This is a genomic window from Pseudomonas eucalypticola, from assembly GCF_013374995.1.
Taxonomy (GTDB): domain Bacteria; phylum Pseudomonadota; class Gammaproteobacteria; order Pseudomonadales; family Pseudomonadaceae; genus Aquipseudomonas; species Aquipseudomonas eucalypticola.
Genome location: NZ_CP056030.1, coordinates 1,790,479 through 1,808,150 on the forward strand (window position 1 = coordinate 1,790,479; position 17,672 = coordinate 1,808,150).

At 61.8% G+C, this 17,672-nt stretch carries 15 protein-coding genes and 1 pseudogene; all 16 read right to left on the reverse strand.

Going from position 1 to position 17,672, the window contains the following annotated elements:
• Positions 1-73 precede the first annotated feature (73 nt).
• The gene (locus tag HWQ56_RS08260; protein WP_176570181.1) at positions 74-1,708 is read right to left on the reverse strand and encodes a protein BatD; all 1,635 of its coding nucleotides are present in this window, start codon (positions 1,706-1,708) and stop codon (positions 74-76) included.
• Complete coding sequence (locus HWQ56_RS08265) at positions 1,705-3,462, reverse strand: vWA domain-containing protein (RefSeq protein ID WP_176570182.1); 1,758 nt, start codon at positions 3,460-3,462, stop codon at positions 1,705-1,707. The genes HWQ56_RS08260 and HWQ56_RS08265 overlap by 4 nt, the downstream gene beginning before the upstream one ends.
• Positions 3,459-4,535 (reverse strand): vWA domain-containing protein, encoded by a 1,077-nt coding sequence (locus tag HWQ56_RS08270; RefSeq protein WP_176570183.1) that lies wholly within the window; start codon positions 4,533-4,535, stop codon positions 3,459-3,461. Before HWQ56_RS08270 ends, HWQ56_RS08265 begins: the two co-directional genes overlap by 4 nt.
• Positions 4,528-5,022 (reverse strand): DUF4381 domain-containing protein, encoded by a 495-nt coding sequence (locus HWQ56_RS08275; protein ID WP_158157651.1) that lies wholly within the window; start codon positions 5,020-5,022, stop codon positions 4,528-4,530. The genes HWQ56_RS08270 and HWQ56_RS08275 overlap by 8 nt, the downstream gene beginning before the upstream one ends.
• Positions 5,019-5,963 carry a DUF58 domain-containing protein gene (locus HWQ56_RS08280; protein ID WP_158157650.1) on the reverse strand — a complete coding sequence of 315 codons (945 nt, stop codon included), beginning with the start codon at positions 5,961-5,963 and terminating at the stop codon, positions 5,019-5,021. Before HWQ56_RS08280 ends, HWQ56_RS08275 begins: the two co-directional genes overlap by 4 nt.
• A 5-nt stretch (positions 5,964-5,968) precedes the next feature.
• Positions 5,969-6,928 carry an AAA family ATPase gene (locus HWQ56_RS08285; RefSeq protein WP_158157649.1) on the reverse strand — a complete coding sequence of 320 codons (960 nt, stop codon included), beginning with the start codon at positions 6,926-6,928 and terminating at the stop codon, positions 5,969-5,971.
• A 212-nt stretch (positions 6,929-7,140) separates the two neighbouring features.
• On the reverse strand, positions 7,141-8,181 hold the full coding sequence (locus HWQ56_RS08290; protein ID WP_158153700.1) for a patatin-like phospholipase family protein: 1,041 nt from the start codon (positions 8,179-8,181) through the stop codon (positions 7,141-7,143).
• Positions 8,182-8,305: 124 nt separating this feature from the next.
• A complete protein-coding gene (locus tag HWQ56_RS08295; RefSeq protein ID WP_176570184.1) occupies positions 8,306-8,686 on the reverse strand; it encodes a hypothetical protein in 381 nt (126 codons plus the stop codon).
• Positions 8,659-9,042, reverse strand: coding sequence for a hypothetical protein (locus tag HWQ56_RS08300; protein ID WP_176570185.1), 384 nt, complete (start codon positions 9,040-9,042; stop codon positions 8,659-8,661). Before HWQ56_RS08300 ends, HWQ56_RS08295 begins: the two co-directional genes overlap by 28 nt.
• Positions 9,043-9,053: 11 nt before the next feature.
• Positions 9,054-10,517: pseudogene (locus HWQ56_RS08305) on the reverse strand (RHS repeat-associated core domain-containing protein); the annotation flags it as partial.
• A gap of 154 nt (positions 10,518-10,671) precedes the next feature.
• Positions 10,672-11,097 (reverse strand): SMI1/KNR4 family protein, encoded by a 426-nt coding sequence (locus HWQ56_RS08310; protein ID WP_176570186.1) that lies wholly within the window; start codon positions 11,095-11,097, stop codon positions 10,672-10,674.
• A 207-nt stretch (positions 11,098-11,304) separates the two neighbouring features.
• Entirely contained in the window at positions 11,305-11,661 is a 357-nt protein-coding gene (locus HWQ56_RS08315) for an SMI1/KNR4 family protein (protein WP_176570187.1), read from the reverse strand.
• Between the two features lie 164 nt (positions 11,662-11,825).
• Positions 11,826-12,173, reverse strand: a complete 348-nt coding sequence (locus tag HWQ56_RS08320; RefSeq protein ID WP_176570188.1) for a hypothetical protein — start codon at positions 12,171-12,173, stop codon at positions 11,826-11,828.
• 126 nt (positions 12,174-12,299) lie between these two features.
• Positions 12,300-12,713: an SMI1/KNR4 family protein gene (locus HWQ56_RS08325; RefSeq protein WP_176570189.1), complete on the reverse strand. Its 414-nt coding sequence runs from the start codon at positions 12,711-12,713 to the stop codon at positions 12,300-12,302.
• Positions 12,707-16,936 carry an RHS repeat-associated core domain-containing protein gene (locus tag HWQ56_RS08330; protein WP_176570190.1) on the reverse strand — a complete coding sequence of 1,410 codons (4,230 nt, stop codon included), beginning with the start codon at positions 16,934-16,936 and terminating at the stop codon, positions 12,707-12,709. The genes HWQ56_RS08325 and HWQ56_RS08330 overlap by 7 nt, the downstream gene beginning before the upstream one ends.
• Before the next feature lie 4 nt (positions 16,937-16,940).
• A complete protein-coding gene (locus HWQ56_RS08335) occupies positions 16,941-17,408 on the reverse strand; it encodes a DcrB-related protein (protein ID WP_176570191.1) in 468 nt (155 codons plus the stop codon).
• Positions 17,409-17,672: the final 264 nt, after the last annotated feature.

Consider the following 17,672-nt stretch of genomic DNA (forward strand, 5'->3'; position numbering starts at 1 on the left):
TTAACTCGTCGTGGAACAGAGGGTAACGCGTTGCCCGGTCCCACAGGGTTCAATCATCGGGCCGGCGGCGGCTTCATTTGGGGTACAGGGGCGGCAAGGTGCCGTTGTCCGGGCTGGCGGGCTGCACGGCTTCGCACGCCGGAATTGTGCCGATGGCGCGCCACAGTTCCTGGCCTTGCCATTGTTGCCCGGTCTCGCTGTAGAGCGCGCCATTGAGGCCGTCCAGGGCGTCGGAGAGCGGCACGAAACGCGCGGCCATGTCGGCCAGGGTTTCCGGCTGCTGACGCGCCCAGGCATCCAGGGCCTGGCGGGTGGCCTGGGGGTCGTTGGCCAGGCAGGCACGCTTGAGGTCGTCAAGCAGGGTGCGCGGGCTGGGGCCGGTCTGGGCGGCGCGCGCCACGGCCGGTTGCGAGCGGGCGCGCCACCACAGCACGAAGCCTGCCAGGGTGGTCAGCGCCAGCACCAGGGTGCTCAGTTGCCAGGGCCACAACAAGGCCGGCTCGCCGGTGCCCGTGGCAGGCGTGTCCACCGTCATCGCCGGGTTTGGCGCCACTTGCAGGGTGCGCGCTGGCAGGCTGGTGTGGTCCAGGTGGTCTTCCAGGGTGTTCCACCACACCACATCGACGCTGGGTACCTCGATGGCGCCGTCCCGGGCGGGGACCAGGGCCTCGCGTTCGTCGCGGCTGCCGATCAGCCCCCGTTCATTGGTGCTGTTGCTCAGTTGGGCCTGGTCAGGGTAGCGACGCAGCGCCGGGTTGTCGGTGCCCGACAGCGGCGGCACCTGCGCTGCCGTCAGGCCCTCGGCCTTGACGCTGACGGTGCGGGTCACCGAGTCGCCGACCTGCAGGTGGTCGGGCTCGGGGCTCCAGGCTTCCGTCAGCGTCAGGCTGCGGGCCGGCAGCCATGGCGCATCGGCCGGGTAGCTGGGAGGTTTGGGTTTGACGCTCAGGGCCAGCGGGGCAGTGCTGACATGCACCAGTTGCCCGGGGTGGGGCGCGCTGGCCGCAGCGTCCTGCCCTTGGGGCGCCGGGGCGACCTCGGTAGCGCTGAAGGTCAAGGCCGGTACCTGCAGGCTGCCGCTGTGCTGGGGGTAGATGGCGTAGCGGGTTTCGATCACACCATGGCGCACGCCGTTGATGAGCTTTTCATAGGTGCGGGGCTCGCCCACCGGCTCGATGCGCGCGTCGGTAAGTTGCAGCGGCGTCAGGCTGCTGTCGTCGTACAGCGATACCGAGTGATACACCCGCACGGTCAACACTGCCTGGGCCTGCACGTAGACACTGTCGCTGTCCAGGCTGGCCTCGATGGACACCGGCGCCTCGGTATTGGCGTCGGGCGCCTGGCCGGCCTGCACCTGCACGGTGATGGGCTCGCTGCGCAAGTCGCCGATCTGCAGGGCCGGGATCACCATGGTGCCGGTCTGGCGCGGCAGCAAGGTGATCAGCCAGCGGGTGGTGGCCTGGCTGTCGGCGCCCAAGGTACGCAGTTGGTTGACCTGGCGCGTGTCACGGACTTCGAAAGCACCGTCCAGTGCGGAAAGGTCGGGCTTGCCGAACTGGGTCACATCCGTGGTTTCCAGGGTCAACACCAGGGTTTCGCCGACGTCCAGGCGGGCGCGGTCGACGCTGGCGGTCAGCACGGCGGCGTGGGCCTGGCTGGCCAGGGTGGCCATCAGCAGGGTGAGGGGCAGGACGCTTGCGCGACTCATCGGGTCTTTTCCTGATGCTGTTGCTGTTCGTACCAGAATTTGCGCCGCAGCAGTTCCGATGGGTTGTCGGGTATCTGCCGCAGCCATTGTTCCAGCGCCTGGCGCTGCTCGTCGGTGAGGTCACCGTCGGCCGGTGGCTGTGGCGCAAACACCGGCGCCTGGGCCTCCGGGGGCTGGTTGCTGGTATCGGCATTGTCATTGTCGCGGGAGGCCGCGGTGGTGCTGGTGGTGCTCTGCGCCTGGGGCGGTTTGTCCTGGGGGGCGCTGTCGCTGGGTTGCGCCTGTTGCTGGGCGGCAGGATCCGGCTGGCCGGTCTGCGCGGGGGCCGTGGCGGCACTGGCGGCAGCGCGCGCGGCCTCGGCAGCGGCGTCGGCAGCGGCCTGGGCCTGGCGTCGCTGCTGGTTGAGCAATTGCTCCACCAAGGCTTTGTTGCGCAGGGCCGGGCCCAGGTCAGCCTGGCGTTCCAGGGCCTGGTCGTAGGCATCCAGCGCTGCTTCCAGCTCGCCGCTCATGGCCAGGGCGTTGCCCCGATTGTAATGGTCGCGGGCTTCGTTGCCTTCCGCGAACCGCTGGGCGGCGCCGGCGTAGTCGCCGGCGCGGTACAGGGCAAGCCCCTGCCATTGCGGGTCTTGAAAGCGCTGGGCGGCTTCAGCCGGGTGCTGCTGTTGCAGCAGGCGCTGGCCCTGCTGGTCGGGGCGCAGCCACAGGTCCTGCCAACTGGCGGCGAAGCTGTGCTGGGGCAGGCACAAGAGCAAGGGCAGGCAGAACAGCCAGCCACGGCGGCCGGCACAGGCGGCCAACAGCAACAGCGGCAACAGCAGCCAGTAGCCCTGGTCGGCCCAGCTGTCGAGCTGTACGGTCTGGCCGTTGCTGCGCAGGCTCAGGGGGCCGTCGAGCAGGCCCAGTTCGCCCAGGTCGTCGTCTTCCAGGTGGGCCTGGCGGTAGGCCCCATGCATTTCGCCGAGGAAGGTCTTGAGGCCGATGCTGTCCAGGCGCGGCATGAGGATGCCGCCCAGGGCGTCCTTGAGGTAGTCACCGTGCTCGTCGCGCACCGGCGCCCCGTCGCGGGTACCCATGCCCAGCATCAGCAGGGGCGGGGCCTGGCGGTCAAGGCGCTGAATCAGGCCGTCGCGCTCGGCGTCGCTGAGTGACGAGCCGATCAGCAGCAAGCGGCCCTGGCCCAGGCCGGCCTGGTGCAGCAGGGTCAGGGCCTTCTCCACGGCGAGGTCGGCCCGATGGCCGCTTTGCGGCATGATCGATGGCTTGACCGCGTCCAGCAGGTTGCGGCTGGTGGCCAGGTCATCGGACAGTGGCACCAGCACATGGGCGGAACCGGCATAGACGATGATCGCCGTCTGCGAGTCGCGGCGCGCCTGCAGCAGGTCCAGCAGTTTGCGCTTGGCCTGCTCCAGGCGGTTGGGGGCCACGTCGGTGGCGAGCATGTCGGGGGTCAGCTCCAGCATCACCACCAGCGGGTCGGCAGGCTTCTGGCTGGTTTGCTCGACACGCTGCCAGCTGGGGCCCAACAGCGCCAGCCAGGCCAGCAGCCAGGCTAGCCCCAGGGCGACCCAAGGCGTCTTGCTGCCACGGCCGCTACCACCGCGCAGCAGTGTGGTGTGGAAGGCCTGGGGCAGCAGCAGTTGCCAGCGGCCCGTACGCTTTTCACGGTGCCACAGCTTCCACAGCAGCCAACCGAGCACGGGCAGCAGCAACAGCCAGGCGGGCCGGAACCAGTGGGGCCACAGGGCGATCATCGACGCCTCCGCAGGCGCAGGCGCTTGAGCCGTTCGCGCCAGTCGCTGGTGGGTGGCAGGTAAGTGCGGCGTTGCAGCAGGCGCTGCCAGGGGGCGCCAGACCATTGCTCGCGCACCACCCACAGCAGGCTGATCAGCAGGGCGCCGGCCAGGGGCCAGCTATACAGGGCCTGGACAGGGCGTGCCTGGGTCGGCTGCTGGGTCACCGGTTCCAGGCGGTCCAGGGCCGCGCCGATGGCCTTGAGTTCGTTGCCGTCGCGGGCGCGGAAATACTGGCCGCCGGTCATGCGCGCGATTTCGGTCAGGCTGGCTTCGTCCAGGTCCATGGTGGCGTTGATGCCCAGCATGCCCACCGCGCCGTCTTCGGATGGGTCGGCGCCGATGCCGATGGTGTACACCTTCACATGTTCCTCGGCCGCCAGCTTGGCTGCGGTGAGCGGGTGGATTTCGCCACCGTTGTTGGCACCGTCGGTGACCAGGATCAGCACCCGGCTCTGGGCCGGGCGCAGGCGCAGGCGCTTGAGGCCCAGGCCGATGGCATCGCCGATGGCGGTGTTCTTGCCAGCGATGCCGATGCGCGCTTCGTCCAGCCAGATGCGCACGGTGTGGCGGTCGAAGGTCAGCGGAGCCTGCAGGTAGGCCTGGCTGCCGAACAGGATCAACCCCACCCGGTCGCCCTTGCGGTTCTCCAGGAAGTCGCCCAGCAGGCGTTTCACCGCGGTCAGGCGGCTGACGTCTTCGTCGTCCCAGTGCATGTCGGGGTAGTCCATGGAACCCGACACGTCCACCGCCACCAGCAGGTCGCGGCCACTGGCGGCGATCGGCAGCGGTTGGCCGAGCCATTGCGGGCGCGCCGCGGCGGCCAGCAGCAACAGCCACAGCAGGATGAACGGCGCCTGCTGGCGCCAGCTCGGCAGGCTGATGCGCGCGCGGCGCCGGGCCAGGCCCTCCAGTTCATCGAGAAAGGTGACCTTCAGTGCCGGCTCACCGCTGTCGGCCACCGGCAGCACGGCACGCATCACCCAGGGCAGAGGTGCCAGCAGAAAAATCCACGGCCAGGCGAACTCAAACATGTTTGCGGATCCAGGTCTCGACCGAGTGGTTCAGGCCGGCGATGGCCTTGTCGTCGAGTTTGCATTCGGGCTTGTAGGCGCCCTCTACCAGTACCATCCAGCGGGTCAGGCCGGCGGCCGGGCAGCGGTTGTCCAGGAACGCCAGCCACTGGCGGCCGTTGAGTGTGTGGCTGTGGGCGTTGGGGTAATGGTTGCGGCACAGGCGCTTGAGCAGGGCGTTGATCTGCTGCAGCCAGGCACCGGCCGGCGCGCCGTCGTAGGGTTTGGGCAGGCGCGCCAGTTCCGCCAGGGCTTCCTGGCGAACCGGGTCCAGCGGCTGCTCCGGGGTTTGCTCGGCGGCGCGCTTGGGCAGCAAGTGGCGCAGCCGCCACAGGCCCCAGGCCAATGCAGGTAGCAGGGCCAGCAGCACCCACCAGCCCGGCGCCGGTGGCCACAGGCTGATGGCCGGTGGCGGGATCAGCGGTTGCAGCTCGGCCAGGCTGCTCATTGGCTTTTGCCCGGTTTGTGTGGGTTCAGGTAGGCGCGCAGTTGTTCGATCATTTCGCTCTGGGTGCTCAGGGAAATCATCAGCACCCGCAGCTTCTGCGCCAGGCGCTCCCAGCGGGCGATACGCGCCTCGCTCTGGGCACGGTAGGCCTTGCGCAGTTCCGGGTTGAGGGTGTCGATTTCCAACTGCGCGTCGTTCTGGGCGAAGCGCAGCAGGCCGGCAGCGGGCAGGGCGTGGTCCAGAGGGTCGGACAAAGGCAGCAACAGCAGGTCGCAGTGGCGCGACAACAGGCTCAGTTGTTGCTCGGCGGCGCTGCTCAGCGCCCGTTCGTCACAGATGATGAACGCCAGGCTGCCCGGGCGAAGCACTTCCCGGGCGCGGCGCAGGGCCATGCTCAGGGCTTCGTCGTCGTGGCGACGGTCGGCGTGCAACGACTGGTTTACGCGCACCAGGCGGTTGAGCAGTTGCAACAGACTTTGCTTGCTGCGCCGCGGCTTCACCTCGTAGAACTCGCCGTCGCCGTACACCAGGCCGCCGATGCGGTCATTGTGCCCCAGTGCGGCCCAGCCGATCAGCGCGGCGGCCTGGGCGGCCAGCACCGACTTGAACATCAGCCCCGAGCCAAAGAATAGCCGCTGGCTTTGCTCCACCAGGATGTAGATGGGCCGTTCACGCTCCTCATGAAAGAGCTTGGTGTGCGGTTCCTGGGTACGGGCGGTCACCCGCCAATCTATGCTGCGCACGTCGTCGCCGGCCTGGTAGACGCGCACCTGGTCGAAGTCCACGCCGCGCCCGCGCAGCTTGGAGTGGTGCAGGCCGATCAGCGGGCTGCGCTGGCCGGGGGTGGAGAACAGCTGTACTTCGCGCACGCGGTGGCGCATCTCGATCAGCTCGGCGAGGCTGACGCAAATGCCGGGCTCGGCCTGCAGTGGGGTCGACATGGTGGTCAAGCGACGGCGACGACGTCAAGAATGCGTTGCACCACCCGGTCCTGGTCGATACCGGCGGCTTCCGCCTCGAAGGACAGGATGATGCGGTGGCGCAGTACGTCGAAGAGCACGGCCTGGATGTCCTCGGGGCTGACGAAGTCGCGCCCGGCCAGCCATGCATGGGCGCGCGCGCAGCGGTCCAGGGCGATGGAACCGCGTGGGCTGGCGCCGTAGGCGATCCACTCGGCCATCTCGGGGTCGAACTTGCTGGGGGTGCGGGTCGCCATGACCAGTTGCACCAGGTATTCCTCCACGGCGTCGGCCATGTACAGCCCGAGGATTTCCTTGCGCGCGGCGAAAATCGCCTGCTGGCTGACCCGCCGTTCCGGCTTGGTTTCACCGTTGAGCGCTTCGCCGCGGGCCTGCTGGAGAATGCGACGCTCCACGGCGGCATCGGGGAAGCCGATTTTCACGTGCATCAGGAAGCGGTCGAGCTGGGCCTCGGGCAAGGGGTAGGTGCCTTCCTGCTCGATGGGGTTCTGGGTGGCCATCACCAGGAACAACGGGGATAGCTCGTAGGTGCTGCGCCCCACGCTGACCTGGCGCTCGGCCATGGCTTCCAGCAGGGCGGACTGCACCTTGGCCGGGGCCCGGTTGATTTCGTCGGCCAGCACCAGGTTGTGAAAGATCGGGCCCTGCTGGAACACGAAACTGCCGGTTTCCGGGCGGTAGATCTCGGTGCCGGTGATGTCGGCGGGCAGCAGGTCGGGGGTGAACTGAATGCGATGGAACTGCGCCTCGATGCCCTCTGCCAGCTCCTTGATGGCCTTGGTCTTGGCCAGCCCCGGCGCCCCCTCGACCAGCATGTGGCCGTCGGCGAGCAGCACGATCAGCAAGCGGTCGATGAGCTTTTCCTGGCCGAGGATCTGGGTAGAGAGAAAGGTTCGCAGCGCGATGAGCGCTTCACGATGTTCCATCGATGAAGGTTCCTGGAGAGGGTGGCCGGGGCGGGCGTCGAGGTAACGGCCGGGCCGGGGGCACTACTTTAATCTATCCAGGGGGGGCGGGGGGAGGTTGGCAGGTGGGAAATGTTGGATTTGCGAGGTGAGACGGTTTTCGGGTGCTCCCGTATTTCAAGATGGCAGGTAGGGTGGCCTGCAGATCGAGCGCCGCCCCCCGCGGCGCTCGATCAGCGCTTCTCCCGCTCATAGCTGTCCAGCGTATCCCGAGCGATCTCGCGTCCCAGGGCAATCAGCTCCGGCGCCTTGTAGAACTCGAAAAACCGGCACACCCGCTTGGGCACATTGATGAGTATGTCCGGTGGGTAGCCGGCGATCTTGTACTGCGCCAAGGAGGTCTGCATCACCTCGAAACTCTGGTTGATCAGGTCCAGCAACGACGCTGGCCCGATGTTCTCGACGATCACCGAGCCGGTCGCCGAACTGGGCGCGCCATCTTCCTCCGGCGCCGCCGGCTGCCGGGCGCTGGGCACGGTCGCGTCCGCCAACCAGGGGTTGGGCAACTCTGCCGCCGCAGGTTTGAGCGCTCGCTGCTCCAGTTGCAGCAAAACCTCGGCCTGCTTGCGCCGAAACGGCAAGTGCGACCCCAGGGAGTTGAGCAACGCGTCAAAACGCATCTTGAACGCTGCCGGCCGTTCGATCACCGGCAACTGGTACTGTTTCTGGTTGGTGGAGTTGAGGTTCACCGCAATGATCAGGTCGCAATGGCTGGACACCACCGGCACGATGGGCAAGGGGTTCAACAACCCGCCATCCACCAGCGTGCGGTTGCCTTGCACCACCGGGGTGAACAGGCTGGGAATGGCTGCCGAGGCGCGCATGGCCTGGTGCAGGCAGCCTTCCTGGAACCAGATTTCCTGCTGGTTGGTCAGGTCGGTGGCGACCGCCGTGTAGGGAATGCGCAGGTCTTCGATGTTCAGCTCGCCGACGATCTTGCGGATCTGCCCGAACACCTTTTCCCCGCGAATGGCCCCCAGGCGGAAGCTCACGTCCACCAGGCGCAGTACATCCAGGTAGTCCAGGCTTTCGATCCAGCGGCGGTATTCGTCCAGCTTGCCGGCAGCATAGATGCCGCCGACCACCGCGCCCATGGAACAGCCCGCCACGCAAGCGATGTCATAACCCCGACGTTCGATTTCCTCGATGACGCCAATGTGCGCATACCCCCGGGCGCCGCCGGAGCCCAGTACCAATGCAACGCGTTTCTTCATGTGTGAGCCCCCCGGGACCGTTGCGGTGGTTGGTGCGCTCACAATGCGCCATCGGGTGGGGGAGGGACAAGGGCGATGGGTTGGCTTTCATTATTCTTTACGTTCTGTGAAATACGCTTACAGGCTATCGAACTCCGGCGCCAGTTCCTGCAGCATCCGCAGCCCCTGCATAGGAACGGCTTCCCTTGCGTTTGCCCGTACCGCTCAGCACTTTTGCCCATGCGCCGTCCAGGCTGTCGTATTGGTAGCGTCCCTCGCTATGAACTTGCGCCCCGACGATGGTCTGTGACCACACTAAGCGGTTCTTGTGGTTGTACTTGAAATACTGCACCTGCCGCTGCCCACTACGCTTCTCGATCAGGTTGGCCCACGGGTCATATCGGTAGTCGTTGAGCAGCACCCGCGTCGGCACGCTGGGGTTGGTGACCTTCGAGAGCTTTTCTGCCGGAACGCTGAATGAGTATTCTGGGAAAGAGCCTAATCGATTTTGTTTCCGCCAATCCACAGCCCTCTTCTGGATAAAGAACAACCTAATTCGATAAAAGCACAACCAATCATTTCATCATTGACAACAATGCAATCCCCAGAAAACACATCGCTTTTCATTGGGTAAACTCTAACCTTCTCCTCACCGACAAGCAATGACAAGCTTTCAGCCAACTCAGCTAACCCTATAGTCTTTTTATCAAGATCGCCAGACTTGACTACTCGCTGATTAATCTTAAATAGCAGCAGCCTAACACTCTCCTCATAAGGAGTGCCAACGTGCAGACTGTCAGAACTAAGGATTTCATTCAAATCCAAAACCCAACTTTCTGTTTTTTTTGGAAGAGTGGACTTCAGGTAATTTATATTTTCCATAAATTTAGCCATCAAAAAGGGTTGACTGTAACATCGGAGCGCGTTCCTAGTTGCAGCATCTCAACCTCACCCCAATCATTTATGTGGGTCCAGCCCCATGACCATGAAGCCCCCTGAGGAGGAGCACCCACAGGAACGCTGAGGAGTATCCCTCCGGGCCCGTCTTTGTTGGCATGCCCCAGAGCCAATTCTCTGTTTGGGGTCCATGATACATATTGGCTTTGCCCTGTTAGTCCGCCATCGGCGTGCTGTTCTGGAGTCAGGTCGGCATGTGGATTTGCGGGTTTGACGACACCATTTTTGGCATTTTCCAGTTCCGGGTGTTTTGCGCTTACCCCTCGATACAACCTGCTCTCGCCGCAATTCAAGCCTAGCGAATCAATCCACCCGATAGGGCTAGGCGCATACCGATATAGGTTAAAACCGCCATCCAAACCTATCGGATCCTGCGTTATAAACCGCCCAATCTCAGGATCGTAATACCGAAACGTATTGTAGTGCAGCCCCGTCTCACCATCGAAATACTGACCCTGGAACCGTAGGTTCTGCTCAACCTCAGCCACCGCCAGTGTCTCGATGCTCCCCCACGCCTTGTACGTCGCCTGCCAGACGATCCGCCCTTCGCCGTCGGTCATCTCCAGCGGCGTACCGATCTGGTCCGTGTGGTAGTAGTAACGCTGCTGGGCCTCGCCTTCCGTGCGGTCCACCCGCGCCAGCGGCGCATAGCTCCCCGGCTCATAGAGGTACAGGCTATCGCGCTCCGGCGTCAGCTCCTGCAGCATTCGCAGGCCCTGCCAGAGGAACCGCTTCTCCTGCACCTGCCCGTCCTGTTCAGCACTCTTGCCGATCCGCCGTCCCAGGCTGTCGTACTGGTAGCGCCCCTTGCTGTGCAGGCGCCCCTGCACCAAGGTCTCCGAAGCAACCAGCCGGTTCTCGCAGTCATACTTGAAATACTGCACCTGCCGCTGCCCGCTGCGCTTCTCGATCAGGTTGCCCCACGGGTCATAGCGGTACTCGTTGTTCTGCCAATTGCGCAGGCGGTTGTCCTTCACCTTGTCGAACTGGCTGGTGCCGAAGTTCAGCCGGTTCGCCGCCGGGTCGTAACGAAACTCCTCGCTGGTCATCAGCTTGCCGGTTTCGCGGCCGTGCAATTGGCCGTTGGCTTCATACTCGTAGCGGATTTCACCGCGCAGTTGATCCAGGGTACGGATCAGCTCGCCGGCAGGGTCGTATTCGTACTGACGCTGCACGGCATTGCGGTAGTCGTTGAGCAGCACCCGCGTCGGCACGTTGGGGTTGGTGACCTTCGAGAGCTTTTCGGCCGGGACGCTAGACGCGTATTGCCAGGCCTTGCGGCCCATGGCGTCGTAGCCGAAGCAGCTGGTGAGTTTGCCCTGGGTGCGGTAGACCTCGCGGTGCAGGTCGTCGCGTTCGAAGTCGCTGATGACCTGGCCGTCGAGGGCAATTAGGTAGATGCATGTTGGATATATGACCTAGTATTATGGTCTAGAAACTACTGGCATACCGCTCCCGCATTCTTAATAGACGTAATTTTTGATCCATATCCTAGATTTTTAGGAAAAAAGCCATCTCCCCAACCAAGTTCTAGACCACTCCCACTCGGCGACATTACTCCTCTGCCCCGGACTCAACCGCGGAGAGAAACTCCTCAAATGAAGAAATGACTTTTTCTAAACGAGACTCGCCTTGAATCCAGAGGTATACAACACCGCAATCCGCATCCCTTACGGAAAGCATAAAGGTATTCCCTCCATCATCGTAAGCGAACGGAACCAGCCCTTTCAGCAAGCTATATTCTTCGCCGAGACGCATCAAAAGCTGCTCAATAGATGGCCTGCCATACTTGACTGGATTAAATCCATTTATACTAAATACATACTCATCCCCATCAAAGTCCCCACTAGGAGGAAACCCTCCATTATGCCGAAGATAAAGGACCTTAAAGGCATTTGGAAGAGTGCCACCAGCGAGTCGCTCCAACTCAGAAAAATCGCCAATATCAATATTTTGCGAAGCATCATCTAACGTTAGCATGCTGTTCCTCCAACTTTTTTTGCTGCACTAGGGCGTCGGGCCGGGAATGTGTAGGACTTACCTGTGGCGGGTTTCGACGGCGGTGTCGCCGACCACGCGCTTGACGTCGGTCAGGCGGCCCAGGGGGATGATCGTAGGTTACTTCAATAATCAAAATCTTTCGCAGCCCAAACAGCGCTGCGAACTCCAAACTTAGTTATTCATAGGCTACTCATCTAGCCCGGATTCCAACTCTAGATTGTCCAAAAACACGCTGAATGAAGAAGCTAGAATTTTTTGGGCAGCTAGGTGATTAGCTGCCGAACTCCTATCCGGGCGAAAGGCATCCGTAGCATAAAACTGCACCGTGCCATTAAGCATATCCAAACAGAAAAAATTACCACCATCATCAACCGCGAACGGTAACAGGGTGTGAGGTATTACATCACGCATCAACATAAATTGATAGCATCCCAAAATATCTTCTGTACCAGCTGAATCAACATCCTTAGCAATAAACTTGAAATCTGCTATCTGCATAGGATCATAACCATCATCAGTTACTACCCAGCTTTTTTCTGGCAAAACTCCACCATTATAATTTAAATATAGATCCACAAATTATTTGGGTAGTTTGAACCCCAACTTATATTCCAACCTATGAATATCTTCCAGAAAAATTTTAGAATACGGTCGACGCAGAACAAAGTCACTCATATTGACTCCTTTAGAACGTCACGCTTGATGTTTTAGGAGCTCGCCCTTTGAGCCAGCCCTGCGAATGTGAAATTCCACAGGCTATCGCGCTCCGGCGTCAGCTCCTGCAGCATCCGCAGGCCCTGCCACAGGAAGCGTTTTTCCTCTAGGCGGCCATCCTGCTCAGACGTCTTGCCGATCCGGCGCCCCAGGCTGTCGTACTGGTAGCGCCCCTCGCTGTGAACTTGCGCCCCGACGATGGTCTGTGACCACACCAACCGGTTCTCACGGTCGTACCTGAAATACTGCACCTGCCGCTGCCCGCTGCGCTTCTCGATCAGGTTGCCCCACGGGTCATAGCGGTACTCGTTGTTGCCATGTGACGCAGAGACTCCACCCACGCCCTCCGGGGAGCAACCTTTTATAGCCCACCTCAATTCAAACGGCCGCAACTCTAGTGTCAGGGTAGAACTGGCGGCCGTTCTGGCATGACACAAGGGATAGCAAAAACTAACAAACTTGTCCCTTTATGCAGCAAGTCCTTTCTCAAAAAACTCGAAACTGTCAAAGACTGGTTTAAGCTCCTCCTCATCGTGTAACCAAATATAAATTTTTCCATAGTCCTCAGCCCTAAGCGACACTAGGTAGTTATTACCCCCCTGATCGAACGCGAAAGGAACTAAACCAGCAAGAAATTCGTAGCTTTCTACTAGATCCTGATAAAGCTGCTCAATTGGTAAGTCCCCATGCTTTAGTGATTCAAAGCCATGAATATCATACACACACTCATCGCCGTAAAGCTCTTTACTTTCAAGGTATCCGCCGTTGCGCAGCAGGTAAAACTTCTTAAAAGAGCTGGGTAATGCACCACCCGCCAGTGATTCAATATGCGAAAAATCACCGAGATTTATCGGCAACTCTGAATCCTCAAAATCTAACACGCAACACCTCCTACTTTTTTAGATGCACTTTTATATTTTTCAAAAATGTATGACTTGCCAGTAGCAGCCTTATACTGAGCTACGCCACCCTTGTGTGGAATACCGTTATGAGCTGCTTTCTTGACCAGTTGCATTGTACCTTTATTGGTTGCATGGTCATAATCATCCAGGTGGTGCCACACGTAACCAGCAGGAGTAGTTTTTTGGTTTAACCCCGCCGCTTTATTTGCCACTTCAAAGTCCATATGATAATCACCAGTGTACTCAATGGACACAATCGGGTTAACATTTGGATTCTTTGCATAAAGAGCATTACTTTCTGAGAAGTCTAGCCCTCCGCCGCTTGTTTTGGTAGCCCCTGTAAACCCTCTGGATTCAAGTTTACTAATCGGATCTACAGCTAATCCTAGAGGATCTATCCATGTGAGAGCATTAGACGCATAGTGATAGAGATTGAACCCGCCACGAACCCCAATCGGATCCTGCGTTATAAACCGCCCCACCTCCGGATCGTAATACCGAAACGTATTGTAGTGCAGCCCCGTCTCATCATCGAAATACTGACCCTGGAACCGCAGGTTCTGCTCAACCTCCACCACCGCCAGTGTCTCGATGCTCCCCCACGCCTTGTACGTCGCCTGCCAGACGATGCGGCCATCGGCGTTGGTCATCTCCAGCGGCGTACCGATCTGGTCCGTGTGGTAATAGTAAAGCTGCTGTGCCTCGCCTTCCGCGCGGTCCACCCGCGCCAGCGGCGCATAGCTCCCCGGCTCGTACAGGTACAGGCTATCGCGCTCCGGCGTCAGCTCCTGCAGCATCCGCAGGCCCTGCCACAGGAAGCGCTTTTCCTCTATGCGGTCATCCTGCTCAGACGTCTTGCCGATCCGGCGCCCCAGGCTGTCGTACTGGTAGCGCCCCTCGCTATGGACTTGCGCCCCGACGATGGTCTGTGACCACACCAACCGGTTCTCACAGTCGTACTTGAAATACTGCACCTGCCGCTGCCCGCTGCGCTTCTCGATCAGGTTGCCCCACGGGTCATAGCGGTACTCGTTGTTCTGCCAGTTGCGCAGGCGGTTGTCCTTCACCTTGTCGAATTGGCTGGTGCCGAAGTTCAGCCGGTTGGCCGCCGGGTCGTAACGAAACTCCTCGCTGGTCATCAGCTTGCCGGTTTCGCGGCCGTGCAATTGGCCGTTGGCTTCATACTCGTAGCGGATTTCACCGCGCAGTTGATCCAGGGTACGGATCAGCTCGCCGGCAGGGTCGTATTCGTACTGACGCTGCACGGCATTGCGGTAGTCGTTGAGCAGCACCCGCGTCGGCACGTTGGGGTTGGTGACCTTCGAGAGCTTTTCGGCCGGGACGCTGGACGCGTATTGCCAGGCCTTGCGGCCCATGGCGTCGTAGCCGAAGCAGCTGGTGAGCTTGCCTTGGGTACGGTAGACCTCGCGGTGCAGGTCGTCGCGTTCGAAGTCGCTGATGACCTGGCCGTCGAGGTTGAGTTGGTGCAGGTGGCCGCTGCCGTAGTACAGGTGGTTGAGTTGGCGGCCGTCGGGCAGGGTCAGGGTGGTGAGGTTGCTGAGCGGGTCGTATTCGTAGCTCAGGTCACCTTGTGAAGTGCTTTCCGTGAGCAGGCGACCCAGCAGGTCGTAGCTGAAGGCCAGGGTTTCTTTCTTGATGCCCAGGCGTACGCCGATGTTGGTCGGGGTGCGCTGGATGCTCAGCAGGCGGTCGGCATCGTCATATTCGTAATCAAGACGGCTGTCATCGTTGGTGCGGGCCATTAAACGGCCGATGGTGTCGCGCTCGAACTCCGTGATGCGCTGTGGGGTTTCGGCCCGTTCGCCGTAGCCGATTTCTTCGACCTGCGTCAGATGCCCACCCACGCTGTAGTGGAAACGCCGGGTCAGGTTGTCGATGCGCCGCTCTTCGATCAGCCGGTCGCTGGCGTCGTACGCAAACTGGTAGGCCGCGTTGTTTTCGTTGACCAGGGCCGTCAGGCGGATGGCCTTGTCGTACTGGTAGCCGATGCGCTGGCCCTTGGCGTCCTGGCGGCTGCTGGGCAGGCCGCGGGCGGTGCGTTGCAGGCGGGTGATCTGGCCCTTGCCGTCGGTGTGCGTGAGTACCTGGCCCAGGGCGTTGTAGGTGAACTGCTCCGAGGTGCCGTCAGGATGCTCGATCTTCAGCACTTCGCCCGCGGGCTTGCGCTGCAACGAGGTAGTCTGCCCCAGCGCATCGGTCACGGCCTGCAGGTGCTGGTGCTCGTCGAAGCGGTAGGCGGTGCTCTTGCCGGAGCAGTCCTGGTAACGCTCCACCTGGGCCAGCGTGTTCCACCACAGGTGCTTGGACTTGTGCGTGGCGTCGACGATGGTGTGCGGCAGGCCGTCGTCGCTGTAGTAGTACTCGGTGGTGTTGCCCAGGGCATCGGTTTCAGCCAGCAGGTTGCCCTTGTTGTCGTACTGGGCTTTCCAGCTGGAGCCGTCCGGGTAGTCCACCTGTTTCACCAGGGTGGTGAGCTGGTGGTGTTTGTAGCGGGTGGTGCGGCCCAGTGGGTCGGTTTCCTCGACCAGGCGCGAGTATTGATCGTACTGCAGGGTGATCTGGTTGCCGTCGGGCAGGGTCAGGCCGGTCAGGTTGCCGCGGTCGTCCAGGGCCATCTGGTAGCGCTCGCCGCCAAAATCGGTGCTGGCCACCACACGGCGGTCGGCGTTGTAGTGCACCTGGGCTTCGCGGCCCAGGGCGTCGGTGACCCAGGTGGTACGGGCGCCGAAGTCGTAGCGGAAATCGAAGTGTTCGCCGTCGCTGGTCCAGTGCTCGACCACCCGGGGCTGACCGTCGAGGGTTTCCCAGCGGTAGTGGCAGCTCAGGCCCAGGGCGTTGGCGTGGCGGGTCATGACGCCGTCGGTGTAGGCGAAACTGCGGACGGTGTCGCCGTTGCGGTTCACCACCTCCAGCAGTTGGCCGCGGTCGTCGTAGCGGTATTGCACCAGGGTTTCGACGGCGGTGTCGCCGACCACGCGCTTGACCTCGGTCAGGCGGCCCAGGGGGTGGGCGTAGTGCAGGTGTACGCGCTGCTCGCCGGTGGCGGTGATGTCGGTGAGTTGGCCGTCGACGCTGCGGGTGAAATGCAGGTAGTGGCCCAGGGCGTTTTCGATGCGTTGCAGCGGTACCGCGATATTGTCGTCGGCAACTTCGCCGAAGTAGAAGAAGAGGTTATCCAGGGTTTGCAACAGGTAGTGGCCACCCTCGCTGCGTACCAGGTAGACCTGCTCGTGGGGGTTGTAGATGCGCTCGCCCGGCTCCAGCGTCACGAACGGCACGCTACGGCCCTGGTTGTCGGTGAGGTAGATGAAGTCGCCGCGCCGACGCAGGCTTTGCTCCCACGGCAGTACCCAGCCGCGGCCCAGAACGCTGTCCACGGTGAGGTCGCTGGCGTAGAAGCGCGACCATTCGATAGGCATCAGGCCCGGCAGGACGAAGTCGGTCTCGTCCGGCAGCAGCTTGCGGCCGGTGGTGGTGTCGACCGGGTTGCCGTGCAGGCCGCCCATGACTTTCTCAGCGACTGGCGCGACACCGAAACGCATGATGGCATCGCCGGCCACGACGCCGGCCATGAAGCGCAACGCACAGGGCCCAGCGGCCTTGAGACCTTGCTGCAAGCCCAGTTTGTAGATGCTGAGCACGGCCCTGGCGCCGCCGGCCACGGCCATCAGGATGTCGACGGTGTAACGCAGCCATTTCGGTACTTCGTCGTTGACCGGCAGGTAGCCGTAGGTGCCGCCGCCGATGAACACGTTGCCCGACCCCGAAGCGATCTTGGCGCCGCAGGTCAGCTTGTCACCTTTGCGTGCGGCACCGAAACCGTTGATGAACACGTTGGCCGAGCCTTCGGCCACCTGCACGGTAGGCGAATGCTTTTCGCACACCCCCACGCTGCCTTCGGCATAGGCCGCCGCGCGGCCGTTGATGAACACGTTCGGCGAGGCAGATTCGATCTGCCCCGCGGGCGAGCTGAAGGCGCTGCCTAATCGCTCCCCCAGGCTGACGATGCCCCCGCCCACAATGCCTGCCGCCACACCCAACAGGAAGCCACCCACGCCGCAGGTGGCAAAGGTGAAGGCAACGTAGGCCACCAGGGCAATGCCCGCCACGGCGCCCAGCAGGAAGCCGGCGAGCGCGCTGGTGTGTTCGATGCCGTCGTGTAACCGGGCTGCTTCGAACATGGCCTTACTCCTGTGCGCCGCTGGCTGCCGGGTCCGGGTTCAATTGCCTGGGTTGGTAACTGGCGAGCAGGTCGGTCCAGTTGCGGTTCTGTTCGGCCGTGAAGTCAGCCTGGCTGGTGCACGCGAATACCAGGACACGGCCGGGCGCGATGATGAAAGCCGCCTGGCGTTGATGAATGGGGCGTTTGTCGCTCATGTAGTACGCTTCGATCTGCACCCCTGGTACGGGGTGGGAAGCGGATAGCTCGACGGTTTTCTGTTCAAGCACGGTGTAGCCACGCAGCTTCGACGCCAGCAGTTTCAGTTGGCGCTTCAGGTAAGCGCCGAGGTCTTCACCGGGCAGGTGCGTGTCGCGCGAAAGGGTGATGCTCAAGGGGGCGGGCGTCGTCGTGCCGAACACGAACATGTTGACGGTGCGGTCCTGGAAACCTTCAGGCAACGTGAAGCTGCCTTCCTGAAACTGATAATCCATTTTAAATTCTGTCCTGTTGAATATAGGAGGCTGCTCGGAAGCCTCCAAGTCCGCCGCGCATGTTATCAAAACCAGCAGACTGCTTTTTAGTGCAGATAGCCCCACAGGCAATAGTCGGCTTTGAAAATGAAAAAAACGCCTCTCACGCGGCATTCTGTCGGGAGGCGATCAAGCACTCGCAGACGCAGTTTTACCTCCCGTCGTGATCCAGCAAGGGGGGCGTTTCCCTGGGTATGCATGATGCGGGGAGGGGATAGCACTTGA